General features: G+C 59.6%; 9 protein-coding genes and 1 riboswitch. Of the genes, 1 reads left to right on the top strand and 8 read right to left on the bottom strand.

Annotated features, from left to right (window positions below; all coding sequences use genetic code 11):
• Window positions 1-34: 34 nt before the first annotated feature.
• A complete protein-coding gene (locus GOB90_RS06200; RefSeq protein WP_146885516.1) occupies window positions 35-1,423 on the bottom strand; it encodes a beta strand repeat-containing protein in 1,389 nt (462 codons plus the stop codon).
• A 293-nt stretch (window positions 1,424-1,716) separates the two neighbouring features.
• Here GOB90_RS06200 and GOB90_RS06195 point away from each other — a divergent pair, with 293 nt between their 5' ends.
• The gene (locus tag GOB90_RS06195; RefSeq protein ID WP_146885518.1) at window positions 1,717-4,854 is read left to right on the top strand and encodes a glycosyltransferase; all 3,138 of its coding nucleotides are present in this window, start codon (window positions 1,717-1,719) and stop codon (window positions 4,852-4,854) included.
• Between the two features lie 28 nt (window positions 4,855-4,882).
• Here the strand turns inward: GOB90_RS06195 and GOB90_RS06190 are convergent, their stop codons facing one another.
• The 7 genes from GOB90_RS06190 to GOB90_RS06160 all read right to left on the bottom strand — a co-directional run bounded on the left by GOB90_RS06190 (window position 4,883) and on the right by GOB90_RS06160 (window position 14,753).
• Window positions 4,883-5,260 (bottom strand): helix-turn-helix transcriptional regulator, encoded by a 378-nt coding sequence (locus GOB90_RS06190; protein WP_146885521.1) that lies wholly within the window; start codon window positions 5,258-5,260, stop codon window positions 4,883-4,885.
• An 81-nt stretch (window positions 5,261-5,341) separates the two neighbouring features.
• A complete protein-coding gene (gene gcvP, locus GOB90_RS06185; protein ID WP_261765907.1) occupies window positions 5,342-8,212 on the bottom strand; it encodes an aminomethyl-transferring glycine dehydrogenase in 2,871 nt (956 codons plus the stop codon).
• Between the two features lie 100 nt (window positions 8,213-8,312).
• Window positions 8,313-8,678: a glycine cleavage system protein GcvH gene (gene gcvH, locus GOB90_RS06180; RefSeq protein WP_146885523.1), complete on the bottom strand. Its 366-nt coding sequence runs from the start codon at window positions 8,676-8,678 to the stop codon at window positions 8,313-8,315.
• A 99-nt stretch (window positions 8,679-8,777) separates the two neighbouring features.
• Window positions 8,778-9,911, bottom strand: a complete 1,134-nt coding sequence (gene gcvT, locus GOB90_RS06175) for a glycine cleavage system aminomethyltransferase GcvT (RefSeq protein ID WP_146885525.1) — start codon at window positions 9,909-9,911, stop codon at window positions 8,778-8,780.
• A 152-nt stretch (window positions 9,912-10,063) separates the two neighbouring features.
• A riboswitch (glycine riboswitch) is annotated at window positions 10,064-10,153 on the bottom strand.
• A 120-nt stretch (window positions 10,154-10,273) separates the two neighbouring features.
• Window positions 10,274-11,146 carry a polyamine aminopropyltransferase gene (gene speE, locus GOB90_RS06170; RefSeq protein WP_146885527.1) on the bottom strand — a complete coding sequence of 291 codons (873 nt, stop codon included), beginning with the start codon at window positions 11,144-11,146 and terminating at the stop codon, window positions 10,274-10,276.
• A 227-nt stretch (window positions 11,147-11,373) separates the two neighbouring features.
• Window positions 11,374-11,838 carry an adenosylmethionine decarboxylase gene (speD, locus tag GOB90_RS06165; RefSeq protein WP_146885530.1) on the bottom strand — a complete coding sequence of 155 codons (465 nt, stop codon included), beginning with the start codon at window positions 11,836-11,838 and terminating at the stop codon, window positions 11,374-11,376.
• Window positions 11,839-12,056: 218 nt separating this feature from the next.
• Window positions 12,057-14,753, bottom strand: coding sequence for a hypothetical protein (locus GOB90_RS06160; protein ID WP_146885532.1), 2,697 nt, complete (start codon window positions 14,751-14,753; stop codon window positions 12,057-12,059).
• Window positions 14,754-14,806: the final 53 nt, after the last annotated feature.

Below are 14,806 nucleotides of genomic sequence, written 5' to 3'. Positions count from 1 at the left end.
ATGGCCCGGTTTTCTTATCTCACAGAACCAGCTCTTACCAGAGATGGAAATCAGAAGCGGTAAGGCTGCTGACGTTATCAAACGTGATCGTGCTGTTATCAGACAGCGTGACCGTGGTGTTACCGTTCGTCGTCGTCTGACCAGAAACCGCGCTGGTAATATCGCTCTGCGAGTAACCCAGAAGGGCGACAAAATTACCTGCGGCCGATCCAAAGTCGGTAATGGTATAGTTAGCACCGGCAAGTCCGTCGCGCAGAGCAAACACGTTAGCCGCGCCCGAACCACCCGTCATGGTCGCATCGCCAACACCAGCAACCAGCGTATCAGAAGCCGTTCCGCCAATGAACACCTGCGTACCGGTTGTGCCCGCGTTCGTGCCAAACGCATGCAACGCACTGTTGGAGCTTGCGCCATTCAGCGTTTCACTGCCGTTCGTCGCGATAAAAAGCGTATCGCCGCTGCCCGTGATAATGGCATCCAGACCGGCCGCACCAAAGATTGTGCTCTGGGTCGCCGTAATCGTCGACTGACCCGTTCCGCCGATAAAGGTCAGGGAACCGTCGACACTGACATTCGCGTTGTCAGAGTTGGATATGACCGTATTGCCAACCGCCGAAATCGTATCGGCCGTGCCGCCGAAGACCGATCCCCAGCTGTCCGTGATCGAAATATTGTCGCTGGTCCCGCCGATAACGGTCGAACCGCCACCAACCGTGATCTGGTCATTACCGGCTTCGTCATTGACGTACGCATCCACACCCAGCGTAACAAATGAGCTTCCGCCGTAGAGCGTGACATGCTGACCATAAGCACAGTTGCCACCAAAGATCGTATCGTTACCGTACGACTTCACGTAGTTCGTGCCGTTCGAAACTTCGATCAGATTGTCGCCCGTGCCGGCATTAATCGTATTGATGCCCGTGCCTGCCATGATCGTATCATTGCCGTCGCCGGTCGTGATCGTCCAGTTGCCTGCGCCCGCGAGCTGATCGCCGGTATAAGCATTGTCACCCGTAGCCGCCACGAAAGCGCCCGAACCCGACCCGGCCTGAAACTGAACGCCACCGGTCGTGCCACCTTCGACACTGACGAATGAAGACGTCACACCGTTCGCGTTAATCGAGACATGCGAACTTGGCACCAGACCGCCAGTTGACGGGCCGCCGAAAACGATCGCACCCACGTTACCCGTTACGGTATACGAGCCACCTGCGGTGATCACCCCGTAGCCGGAACTGTTCGCACCAAGGTCCGTCGAACCCGCGACGAGATTTTCACCGACAATCGTGCCAGCACCGATTTCACCGGTAAGGGTATCACTGAACTGCGTCAGCAACGCCCCAAGTTCACCGGTCGCGGCGCCGTCCACTGTCACATTGACGACCGCTCCCGCAGACGCCCCCTGAACGGTAATTAAAGCCATTCTCTAGTTTCCTTTTCTGCGCCACATGCCATTCAGACGTTACAATCCGCGCAGGCAGCACTCACTTCAGTAACATTGTAGAGGAAAAACTGACAGCCAGGCAACTATAAAACAGAGGGGTAAATCGAAAAAAAAGCGTTACAAACCGAAGACATGAAGCGCTTTGATCCATCTGTATTACCAGCGCGCTTCTGTCAGACAACAAACCACTTTCACCCACAACGCGCTCCGGGCATAAACTGCGCCCTACATATTAAAATTACCCTAATATCATACATAACCTGGATGACCGGATGCCTGCAGCAAGCGCTGAAAACTGCGTCTTTTCCCTTCTCGCCGACTCCCGCCTCGGAGCCCCCTTCAATCCCCCTCCAGGTATTGATGCCAGCCTGTGCCAATACACATATCTGCCACTACTCGCGGTGCTTATTCCGGCATTACATCCCGCAGATGCTGTATTCATCGACTCCGCCCCGTCCGTTATCACTTACGCCAGACAGATCGTTTCCAGCCAGGAACTCGGCACACGAATCCAGGTCATTTCATCCCCGGAACATCCGGACCTGTCACCAACCAGCGAACCTTTCGGATTCGTTCACTATGACTTCACTCAGCCTTTGCCAGCCGGCTCATCCCGATACGATCAGCAGGAAAATTTCAGCCACCTCCTGTCTCAGCTCAGCCCCACCGCCATCATCGCCCTTCACGGAACGGAGACCAGAGAAGGAAGCGCCGCCTGGAAAATACTCAGCCGGTCCTCCCCTAACTGCCTGTTCTCCTATGGAGAAGGGCTGGGGCTGATTGCCCCGGGACAGATTCCGGAGACACTTACCTGTCTCCTGGGAACGGACGAGCAGAAACTCGCCCCGACCGCCCGGGCGCGTCTCTTTGCCCGCCTTGAAATGCTCGGCACACACTGGGCGGACCTGGCCCGGCTACAGGCAAACGACCGCCAGAACAAAGAGCGGGCCACCGCCAGTCGCCAGACTCATCTCACCTTATCAGAAACGAGAATCGCCCTCGCAACCCGCCAGGAAAGCCTCGTAAAGACACAACAAAAACTCGCGGAAACAAACGGGCTGCTTACTAAAGCGCAACGTCAGCTCTCAGAAACGCAACAACAACTCGCAGAGACAGAGCAGCAGCTCGCAGAAACAATTCCTTTCGTCGAAACAGTGAAGGACTGGACCGGGCATATCGAAGCCAAAAATGCCGAGATCACTCGGCTGAATGCCAGACTGACAGACCAGGAATCCGGCCTAACCGCCCTCCGCAGCTTCCTAAAACAACGCCCCGATCTGCCACACCGCCTCTATCACGCCCTGCTGCGCCCCCACTTCGTTCCCACAATCCCCGATCCGGTGAACGCGCTGCCCCCCCTGACACTGCCCCCCGCTCCCTCCAGGCCCGTCATCACAAGCCTTCCGGCACCCACGTCACCAGACGCATCGTCTCAGGCTGCTCCCGAAACCACGCCCCTGCCGGCCGGAGCCCTCCGACAGAACGTCCTCTTCATCAGCGGCGAACCCAATACCCCCGGCACTCTCTATCGCTGCACCCGCAATGCCGCCGTCTGCGCCAGTATCGGCCATAACACACGCCTCCGGGACTGCGCCGCCGTGACACCCGACGATCTTTCCTGGGCCGGCATCGTCATTCTCTGGCGCGCCTCCTTCAGTGAGCACGTCAGTATTCTCATCAGACTCGCCCGGGAAAACGGGGCCGTCATCATCTTCGATGTCGATGACCTGGTTTTCATTCCCGCTCTCGCCAACGTCTCCCTGGTGGACGGCATCCGCACCACCGGCGCCACTGAAGAACATATTGCCAGCCTCTACACCGCCATGCGCGCAACAATGGATCGGTGCGACGGCTGCTTCACCACAACGGAAACCCTCGCCCGGGAAATCCGGCGCTTCCGCTCCCTGGCGTTTACACTGCCCAATACCTTCGATGCATTATCCCTTCGCCTCAGCCGCGCCGCCGCCCGAGCCCGCCATGCCGCCGGGTCCGACGGCCTGATCCGCATCGGCTACGCCGCCGGCACACGAACCCACCAGAAAGACTTCGCCGTCGTTGCCGAAACCCTCGCAAAGCTTCTGCGCGAAAGATCCGGACTTCGCCTCGTCCTCTTCCGGGAACCCGGCAACAAACGCCCCATCATGTTTCCCGACGAGTTCCCCTGCCTCGCGCCGGTGTCCGACCGGATCGAGTGGCAGGAGACCGTTCCCCTTCCCGAGCTGCCCGGAAAGCTGGCTCTGTTCGATATCTCCATCGCGCCCCTCCAGCCGGACAGCACCTATTGCGACGTCAAAAGCGAGATTAAGTTTTTCGAAGCGGCACTGGCCGGCGTCCCTTCCGTGGTGTCCCCGACAGAGCCCTATCGCAAATGCATCACCAACGGTGTCACCGGCTTCCTCGCCTCCACCCCGGAAGAGTGGGAACGCCATCTCACCACCCTGATCGACGATCCCGCCCTGCGCGCCCGCATGGCCCGGGACGCTCTCAACGATGTGCTGTGGAACTTCAGCCCCGAGCGACAGGCCATGCTGATGGAAACCGCCATCGCCTCACTCGGCAACGAGATCGCCACCGCCCGCGCAACCGAAACCTGGCTCGTGCGCGGCGATTACCGCAGCCGCGGTCTGCCACAAATCGCAGACAACACCATTCTCTTCGAGCATGACAGCTTCCGGCCATCGGATGTGACCGTCATCATCACCTCCCATAACTACGAGAGCCTCATCGTCGAAGCGCTCGAATCCGTCCGCGTCCAGACCATCGCGAACCTCGACCTGATAGTCGTGGACGATGCGTCGACCGATCAGTCCGTGCAGACCATTCTCGACTGGGCCACACGTCACGCCGAACGCTTCAACCGCCTTCTGGTCCTGGCGCCACATCACAATATCGGCCTCGGAGCCGCCCGTAACATCGCCGTCTCCGCCAGCGAAACCCGCTGGTTCCTCTCTCTGGACGCCGATAACCGCCTGCTTCCCGATGCCTGCGACAGGCTTCTCGCCAGAACCGGCCCGCTCACCGCTTATGTCTATCCGCAACTCCGCGAATTTGGCGGCAGCAGCGCCCGTGGTATCGTCGGCACGCTGCCCGCCCGCCCCCTTCAGCTCATCAGCGGCAATTATATCGATGCCATGGCTCTGGTCGCAAAATGGGCCTGGGCCGCAGCCGGCGGCTATTACATCCGTCGTGATGTCATGGGCTGGGAGGATTACGATCTCTGGTGCACACTCGGCGAAATGGGTCTGCAATCCACGCATCTGCCCGAAGTCGTCGCCGAATACCGCGTGCATGAAACATCAATGACCAACAGCGTCACCGAACATGATGATCATCGAACCCGGATCGTCACATTCATGACCGAACGGCACCCCTGGCTGGATCTTCATCGGGAAGCACAGCAGCGCGTGTAAGAGAAGAGCGTTAAACAGCGCCGCCCGGTCAGGCTGCCTTCCGTCGCCTCAGCAGCCGCACGATTGACCGCTGCACGGACAGCCTCTCCCCGACATCCAGGCTGCGATACAGCTTCAGCAGATCGACCTCATCGATTGTCAGTTCCACCGTCGCGTCCTGCGACGCCATGCCATTGAGAAACACTTCAACAGGAACCTGAAACAGCTCGGACAGCCGGGGCAGATACTCCCGCACCCGTCCATCCCGGTCCGTCTCCCAGTGCGCAATCGCACTCCGCGACAGCCCGATGGCCTGCGCCAGTTCGGTCTGCGTCATGCCCGCATACTGCCGCAACGCCCGGATGCGCTGCCCCAGCGTTTCATGACTTCCCAGCCCGCTTTCCAGAGCCGAAGGCGCTTTCACCATGTTTCACAGATCCCGGAATATCCGCCCGCACGGCCATCGGCCGGGAATCACCAGTCCGGCGGGCCGACATACGCGGCGGGATTACTCGTACGAAGCCGTTTCCGGACACGAACATACCAGATTCCGGTCCCCGTATGCATTGTCAATGCGTCCGACCGGCGGCCAGTACTTCACGTCCGGCGCCACCCCCGGCGGAAAACACCCCTTCGCGCGCGGATAAGCCCGCCGCCACTCAGCAACGGCCAGATCCCGCGCCGTATGCGGCGCATGACGCAGAGCGGACTCCTCAACCGTCACACACCCCACTTCTATCCGCCTGATCTCCTCGCGGATCGCCAGCATCGCGTCACAGAACCGGTCCAGTTCCCGCTTCCCTTCAGACTCGGTCGGCTCAATCATGAACGTACCCGCCACCGGAAAACTCACCGTCGGCGCATGAAACCCGAAATCCACCAGACGCTTGGCAATATCGTCCACCGTCACGCCCGTCATATCCTTAATCGGCCGCAGATCGACGATGCACTCATGCGCCACGCGGCCTTTCCCGCCGCGATAAAGAATCGGGTAAGCCCTTTCCAGACGGGACACGATGTAGTTGGAATTGAGAATCGCCATCGTGGTCGCCCGCACAAGCCCCTCATCCCCCATCAGGCGAATGTAAGCCCAGGAAATCGGCAGAATCGAAGCCGACCCGAACGGCGCCGCCGACACCGCAGCCGCCCCCCCTTCTTCCGGACGCCCGGGCAGGAACGGCGCCAGATGCGCCCGCACCCCGATCGGCCCCATGCCCGGGCCACCACCGCCATGCGGAATACAAAACGTCTTGTGCAGATTGAAATGGCTGACATCCGCGCCATACAGCCCCGGCCGCGCGATCCCGACCTGCGCATTCATGTTCGCGCCATCCAGATAAACCTGGCCACCCGCTTCATGAACCAGCCCGCAGATCTCACGCACGGATTCCTCAAACACACCATGCGTCGAGGGATAGGTGATCATAATCGCCGCCAGTGTGTTCGCATGCGCCGCAATCTTCGCCTTCAGATCGTCCATGTCCACGTTGCCACTGGCATCGCAGCGCACTACGACAACCTTCATCCCCGCCATCTGCGCCGAAGCCGGATTGGTCCCGTGGGCCGAAGCCGGAATCAGACAGACATCCCGCTGCTCCTGCCCCTGTGCCCGGAGATAGCCCCGAATGGCCAGCAGCCCGGCATATTCCCCCTGAGCCCCGGAATTCGGCTGCAAAGACACCGCGTCATAACCGCTGATCGCGCACAGCCAGCTTTCCAGATCCCGGAACAGCTCCGCGTAACCCTGCGTCTGATCCGCCGGCGCGAACGGATGCAGATCGCAGAATCCCGGCCAGGTGATCGGCACCATCTCCACGGTCGCATTCAGCTTCATCGTGCAGGACCCCAGCGGAATCATCGACCGGTCCAGCGCCAGATCCTTGTCCGCCAGTCGCCGCAGATAACGCAGCATGTCCGTCTCCGAACGATGCATGCTGAACACATCCTGCTTCAGAAACGCACCCTCACGACGCAACCTCGCGGGAACGGCATCCGCAAGCCCGGTCCGGCCCGGCACCAGCGCCGCCAGTTCCTCAGCCGAACACGCCGGATCGAAACACCGCCACACAGCCTCAACCACCGTCGGCGTCGTCGTTTCATCGAGACTGATCCCGATCACACCCTCGCCGACCCGGCGAAAATTCATCCCCGCCGCCACCGCCCGCGCATGAACATGAGCGGCGACATCCGCTGAAACCCGCACCGTCACCGTGTCGAACACACATTCCGACACCACAGCCACATCCAGTTTCCGCAGCCCGGACGCCAGCGCCGCCGTCAGCCCGGCCACCCGCATCGCAATCGCCGTCAGCCCTTCCGGTCCGTGATAAACGGCATACATCCCGGCAATGACCGCCAGCAGAACCTGCGCCGTGCAAATATTCGACGTCGCCTTCTCACGACGGATATGCTGCTCACGCGTCTGCAACGCCAGCCGGTAAGCCGGCTGCCCGGCGCTGTCCACCGACACACCCACCAGACGCCCCGGCATGCTGCGCTTCCAGGCATCCCGCACCGCCATGTAAGCCGCGTGCGGCCCCCCAAAGCCCATCGGCACGCCAAAACGCTGCATCGAGCCAATGGCGATATCCGCCCCCAGAGACCCGGGGGACGCCAGCACCACCAGCGCCAGCGGATCGGCGGCCATCACCGCAATCGCACCCGCCGCATGCAGAGCCTCGATCGCCGCCCGGGGATCACGCACCGCGCCCGAACTGCCCGGCCAGGAAAACAGCGCCCCGAACACGGACGCCGCATCCAGTTCCTTCGCCGGATCACCGACAACAATCTCAATCCCGACAGGTCCGGCCCGCGTCCTCAGAACCGCCAGACTCTGCGGATGCGTGTCCTCATCAACAAAAAATACATTCGACCGGCTCTTCGAAACCCGCTTTGCCAGCGCCATCGCCTCAGCCGCCGCCGTCGCCTCGTCCAGCAGCGACGCATTGGCGATATCCAGCCCCGTCAGCTCCGTCACCAGTGTCTGAAAATTCAGCAGAGCCTCCAGCCGCCCCTGACTGATCTCCGGCTGATAAGGCGTATAAGCCGTGTACCAGGCAGGATTTTCCAGAATATTGCGCTGGATCACCCCCGGCAGAATCGTGCCGTAATATCCCTGCCCGATCAGCGACGTCATGACCCTGTTCCGGTCCGCCATCGCCTTCAGCCGCGCCAGAACCTCGACTTCAGACCAGCCGGGACCAATTCCCACAGCCGCTTCCGTGCGGATCGAGGACGGCACCGTCTCGTCCAGCAGCGCCGCCTCGCTCTCCAGCCCGAGAGCACTCAGCATGGCCTCAATCTCCGCCTCACGCGGACCAATGTGACGAGAGGCAAAAGCCTGCACAGGTGTCTGCAAATCGGACCAGTGTGTCTGCACAGTCAGGATCTTCCCTCGTGGAAACAAGAAATTTCACAACCGAAAATTACCGGATGACAACCCGCGCAGCGCTCCGCCGCCAGGCCGCCTCGTGCCGGTGTCAGGAAATCAGAGCGTGATACGCCGCGTCATCCATCAGTTCGGAAAGCTGCGCCGTGTTCGTCAGCTTCAGCTTCATCATCCAGCCCTCACCTTCAGGATCGGAGCTGATCAGCTCAGGATTATTCGCAAGGCTCGGATTACCTTCCGTCACGACACCATCTACCGGCGCATAAACATCGGACGCCGCCTTCACCGACTCAACCACCGCGATCGAGTCTCCCTGCTTCACTTCCGGTGCGGAAGTGTTCAGTTCAAAGAACACAATCTCCCCCAGTTCCTCCGCCGCGTGTTTCGTGATCCCGACCGTCGCCACATCGCCTTCTACGCGAAGCCACTCATGCTCTTTCGTGAAATAAAGCGTCATTGTTTTCTTCCCGTTCCCGACCCGCCTTGCAGGTCCTCCAGCCTGAAAAAACCACAACATCCCCGCATCCGGACCCGGACACAGGGCTGCCATATCCGCTCAGCGTTTGAATCGCGCCGGCACAAACGGCATCGCCGCCACCGTCACAGGTATCCGCTTTCCACGCAATTCCGCGAAAATTTCTGTACCGTTCAGGGTATAATCCGTCTCAACATACCCCATCGCCACCGGCGCTTTCGCCTGCGGCCCGAACGCACCCGACGTCACAACGCCGATCTGCCCGCCCCCCTCAGCCTGCGAGAAAAGCGGCGCCCCATGACGCACCGGAGCCCGCCCTTCCGCCTGCAGCCCGACACGCCGCCGCGAAGCCCCGCTCTCAAGCTGCGCCAGCACAGCAGAACTGCCGGGGAACCCGCCCTCACGCGCGCCTCCCTTGCGCCGCACCTTCTGTACGGCCCATTCCAGCGCACCTTCAACAGGTGATGTCGTCTCATCCAGATCAGAACCGTAGAGACACATGCCCCCCTCAAGCCGCAAACTGTCCCGCGCCCCGAGCCCAACCGGCATCACCTCCGGCTGATCCAGCAGCATCCGCGCCACCCGCTCAGCATTCGCCGCCGGAACACTGATTTCAAACCCATCTTCGCCAGTATAACCGGATCGCGACACAAAGACCCGCGCACCATCAAACGTGCCCTGCCGCATATCCATAAATTTCATGGACGCCACATCCGGCATGAACCGCGCCAGCGCCGCTTCGGCGTCAGGCCCCTGCAACGCCAGCAGAGCCCGGTCCTCCAGTGGTTCAACAGAACATTCCGGCTCCAGCCCCGCTTTCATCAGCGCAATGTCCTGAGCCTTACACGCCGCATTCACGATCACCAGAAACCAGCCGTCCATCCGGGCAATCATCAGATCGTCCAGAATACCGCCCTGATCGTTCGTGAAAAATGCATACCGCTGCCGGCCCTGCTTCAGTCCGACGACATCAACCGGCACCAGCCGCTCAAGCGCCAGAGCCGCCCGCGCCATATCCCCGTCCACCGGACGCACCGCGACCTGCCCCATATGTGACACGTCAAACAGTCCCGCATGCTCACGGGTCTGCAAATGCTCGGCCATGATCCCCGCAGGATACTGCAATGGCATCATATAGCCCGCGAATGGCACCATCCGCGCACCAAGCTCTTCATGAAGAGAAAATAACGGAGTACGGAGAAGATCATCACTCACGACAGCGCTCCGTCAGCAGAAATCGATATACAGGCAGACATCGGCACACGCTCCGCCTGGCTTTACCAGGATCAGTTTCGTGCCCCTTCTGTCCGTTTGCCTGAGATCGCTATCCCGTCGGCGGACGCCTGATGCGCCACTCTCCAGAAACCAGTGCCGCAGGGTCCGTTAGCCTGAGAGATTCCGGGGCGGTTGCTCCTTCGGCGCCGGCTTTGCAAGCCGGACTCTCCCTCTGCGACAGGCTGATCTTGCACCCTGTCATTCCGCTGTCAAACAAATATTTCCGGAGATCGCGTTTTCAATCAGGAGAAAAAGTAATCCGGAACCGGTATCGGAACCGCGCCGGTTCCGACCTTTCGCCGTCACCCCTCTGAAGCGGGAAGATGCTTCGCAATATAAGGCGGCAGATTGAACGACCCGACATGGATCTCCGGCGTCCAGTACTGCGTTGTGCCCAAAATCCCTGACAATTCCGCCCGCGTCCGAACGGCAGTCACATCCTGAACCGCCGGATTCGCGCCCTTGCAGGCAATTCCCAGCGTCATAAACCCACCCACATAAGTCGGAACGGCCGCTACATAAGCCGATACATACGGGAAAAACTTCGCGCGTCGCTCGCTGGTCTCGCGCAGTTCGTCCGCCTGCATAAACGGCACACCACACTGATTCACAATCAGCCCGCCTGTCCCGAGAATACGCGCGCAATGCTGATAGAACGCGTCCGTAAACAGGACTTCTCCCACTCCGATCGGGTCCGTGCTGTCAACAATAATCACATCAAAAGAACCATCCGCCGCATTCGCAACGTATTCGATCCCGTCACCAACGATCACATCAGCGCGCGGGTCGTTCCACGCATCTCCGGCGATACCCGGCAGATATTTTTTTGACAATTCGATGACATCACCATCGATTTCCACCATCACAGCGCGCTCAACGCTCTTATGCTCAAGAACACGCCGCAGAACGCCGCCGTCACCAGCTCCGATAATCAGAACGCTCTTCGGTGCCGCATGCGTAAACAGCGGAACATGCGTCAGCATTTCCTGGTAAACGAATTCATCCGCCTCCGTGATCTGCACGACGCCGTCAAGCATCAGCACGCGACCATGAAATTCGCTTTCAAAAACAACGATATCCTGAAACGGACTTTTTATACGCGCCAGTTCTTTCCGAACCCGGAACCGCTGTCCCCAGCTGTCATACAGCCCTTCATTCAGCCAGGTTTCAGACATAAGACACCCTTCAGAAAAATAAGATCACTGCATCTTACCGGGGAGAAACAACACAGCGTCAGGATATATTATGACCGGACACAACTACCGGCCATGTGAAGATATCGGGAAATATGACACCGGGAGACCGTCTGCCCGCAGGCATGCTCCGCAACGCAAAGAAGCGTCCGGCCAGGCGATGACCTCACCCGACCGGAAACAACCTCTGCATTTTCAGAACATCCTGTTCAGGCCGGAACTTTTCCGCGACGCTGCTCATCAACCAGAATGCGCCCCGCCTGAAACAGACGCTGCATCACCGGAATGGCCAGATTCGGATCGCATGCACCGCACATAAAGATATCTACGGCAGCGAAAGACCGTTCCGGCCACGTATGAATGGAAATATGGCTCTCAGCCAGAACCACCACACCAGACACACCACCATTCGGCGTAAAATGGTGAAAATGACTATGAAGAATCGTAGCACCGGCAGCAATCGCCGCTTCACAGAGCGTAGCGTCAATCTGCTCAGGATCATCCAGACAGGATGCTTCCCACAAATCAACGAGCAGATGCGTGCCGGCGAATTTTTCGCCGTCACGTTCGACAAAATAATCTTTCCGCTCATCTTCACAGGAAGAAGCGGCGGGAGAAATCTGGTTATTGCTCGGGAGTTCCGAGACCATCCCCAGTTGAGCAAGTGCGTTCATTGACGTACCCCAAAACCAGTAGACAGCCTGTTGGGCGAAAACGCCCCCTTGGGCTTAAGAAAGCGTTTGATAAGCCCTCATACCTGAGGGCGCAAGAGTTTTCTTGACTTTCCCGCGGCTATTTATGCCGCCTCCGTCATCAGTTCCTGCTGAATACAGTCATTCCGATCGCAACGCCCCACAAAACAGAAGCCGGAATCCAGGAAAAGAGTCGTCTCTTACGGCCCGCCAGCACGCCTGCGGATATCGTCTTCCGGAGAGGTAACAAGCAGATCAAAAACCCGTATCCGTTCAGGCGTCATGCGCCTCCGTCCAACCCACTCGCGCAACCGGTCCAGCGTTTCCCCGTCATTCGCCCGCGCCGCATCCGTCGCAAGCCTGACTGCCATATCCTGCTGCATATCCGTCAGCGTACCCTGTTCCGGAATATTCTTTGTCGCCAGACGCCCGACGACAAGCACCGCATCAGGCCACTTCCGCTCTTCCTCCAGAAGACGCCCGCGAAGGTCAAGCGACTGGTCCGATTCATCCTGAGCCAGCATCTGTAATGCCTGATCTTTATTGCCTTCCTTAGCCAGGAGGCTCGCCGCGATGACCCGCCGGCGGGACGCAATATCGCCTCCCGCCGCGGGGTCTGCCGTCTCATCCAGCGCCCTGCGCGCCTGGCCAAGCCTCTGGGCTTCAATGTCAGCCCGGGCCAGTTCACCACCCCAGGCGGCCCGCTGATCGTTGCCCGGCGCCAGCGGCAAAGCACGCTCAAAGGCCAGCGCGGCCCGACCCGGCAGTCCCAGCCCCCACAGTTTCGCGCCAAGCCCGGCCAGAATGCGCCCCTTCACCGGACCGTCCGGAATCTGGTCAATATGGCTCTCAATCAGCGCCACACTGTCAATCGCATCAGTCTGATGACTACCGGCTCCGTCAGACGATTCCGCCAGATGCAGCAAAATATCCTGCACCAGTGATACCATCGCAGCGCGTCCGTCAGGAAAAACCCGCATCTGTTCATCAGCCGCAGCAAGAGCCTTTTGCCATTGTCCCGCCTGCATCAGCGCGGAAACCTCGGCCTGACGCACGATATCTTCCCGCCCGACCTGGCGTGCGGTCGGGATCAGCAATTCATAAGCATCGGCAGCTTCAGCAGGGTGGAGCTGCCCCATGGCCAGCCGCAGCCCGATTGCCTGCTCACAGCCAGCTTCAAAGAGAACCGGATCTTTCTTTTTTGCCAGCAACTGAAACGACGCAAGCGCCTTATTCTGATCGCCGGCACGCAATTCCAGAAACGCTTTGGCCGCTCCGTAGGCCGGCTCAACAGGTAATGGCGACAAAACAGACCGATCCTGATCCGAGCCATACTGAGCGATAAAAGCAGCTGCCTCAGGCTGAAGCCTGTCCCGTAACATGACCGGATAATCCGCAAGACGCGAATACGCCCCGGCCAGTAAAGACGCGGCCTGCGCCGGATTGTTTCCGGCGCGCTCCATATAAAGCCCGCGCCACAAAGCACCATCCTCTCCGGTATCCGCACTGTCGAGGACCGACGCTCCCGCCACATTCCCGGCAAGAAGTTCAGATGCCGCACGCAAAAAAGCGACATTCGGAAGCAGCGCCAGTTCTGGATCATCCTGGGTCGCCGTTGCCAGAATAGCGCGGGCATTATGCGCATCGCCCAGAGCAAACGCGGACCGGGCCGCAGCAAGACGCGCCTCATTGCGGTTTTCCGGAGGCAGCATCGCGGCCTGAGTCCAGTGTCTCCGGTAATCCTCCCGCAAAGCCGCGGGAGAGAGCGATCTCAGCCCCAGCCACGACCAGTCGACTCTGTCATCGACCACCCGTCCCGATGCGCCATTGGCCAGCGGGATCGCGCCCTTACCAACAGCATCCAGAAACGGCCCGCCACCACCATCACGAACCTCGATCTGGTCGGATTCCACAGCAAAGACCAGTCCCTGCAAGGAAGGCCAGATTTCATATCCCACATGCCTGTGCGGCAGTCTCGGCCCCGGCACTTTCGCCAGCGATGTCGCGACAAGAAGCCTTGCCCCGGAAGCAGGATCAGAAAGCTCCACGATCCGCCCAGGCTGCGGCATGCGATAAAGAATGCCGCCATCTTTCTGCTCAGGCGAGAGGTGCGCCAGTCCGCCCTCCTCCTTCGGTGTCACCGCGAGTATCCACCCACCCGGCTGCCTGCTCAGTGTCAGCGGCTGTCTTCCGTCAAAATGAAAGGTCACGACAGTTATCCCGCCCGGAGTCCGCACTTCGACCGAAGAGAATGGCCCTGTATCTTTGAGCGCCCCGGCATCCAGTTGCGTCGCATGATCAGAGACAATTATGAAATCATTACGAGACCAGAATGCGGCGATCCCCGCACCATCCCCCATTGGCAGGAAAATTTTGCTGATCTGCGCGTGAGATGGCAGCTGCGAACTCCCGCCATCCCCCTGACCTGCAACACCGGGCGCCGGACTCCCGTCCGCGCCATCCCGCGATGCTGAATTCGCGGAAGCGAGTGTATTCTTCAGCAGAGCAGGCGAACCGTTTCCAGGCGAAGCCGGTGATGTTCCCGCAGGCGACTGAACATCCTTATCCTGCTGCACACCGATCTTATCCTGTCGCCAGCCGGGGGGCAGCACTCCGTCAGCCGCAGTCTTTTCGCCTGCCACTGACGCATTCGGTGCGCTTTCAGACGAACCGGGAGCGGTTACGTTCTCTTTCGGTGCAACAGAATGTTTCTTTGCACCTCTGACCCGATAGCGATGAGTATCCTGCGCCGGAACAGCAGAACCCACGGCATCATTTGCTGAAGTGGCAACACCATCTTTAATATTTACCTGAGCAGAAGCTGTAACGACAGAAAGAGGCAAACCGCCAAGACATGATGTCGCGATCCACAATGTCAGAGGAAGTTTTTTCTGCACACCCTGTCCCTGTTTTGTACTGTCGCACAGATGTAAGCACGACAATCTCTGAA

This window comes from Acetobacter oeni (assembly GCF_011516825.1).
GTDB lineage: Bacteria > Pseudomonadota > Alphaproteobacteria > Acetobacterales > Acetobacteraceae > Acetobacter > Acetobacter oeni.
The sequence above is the reverse complement of the archived record's forward strand: the minus strand, read 5'-3'. Positions and strand labels throughout refer to the sequence as shown.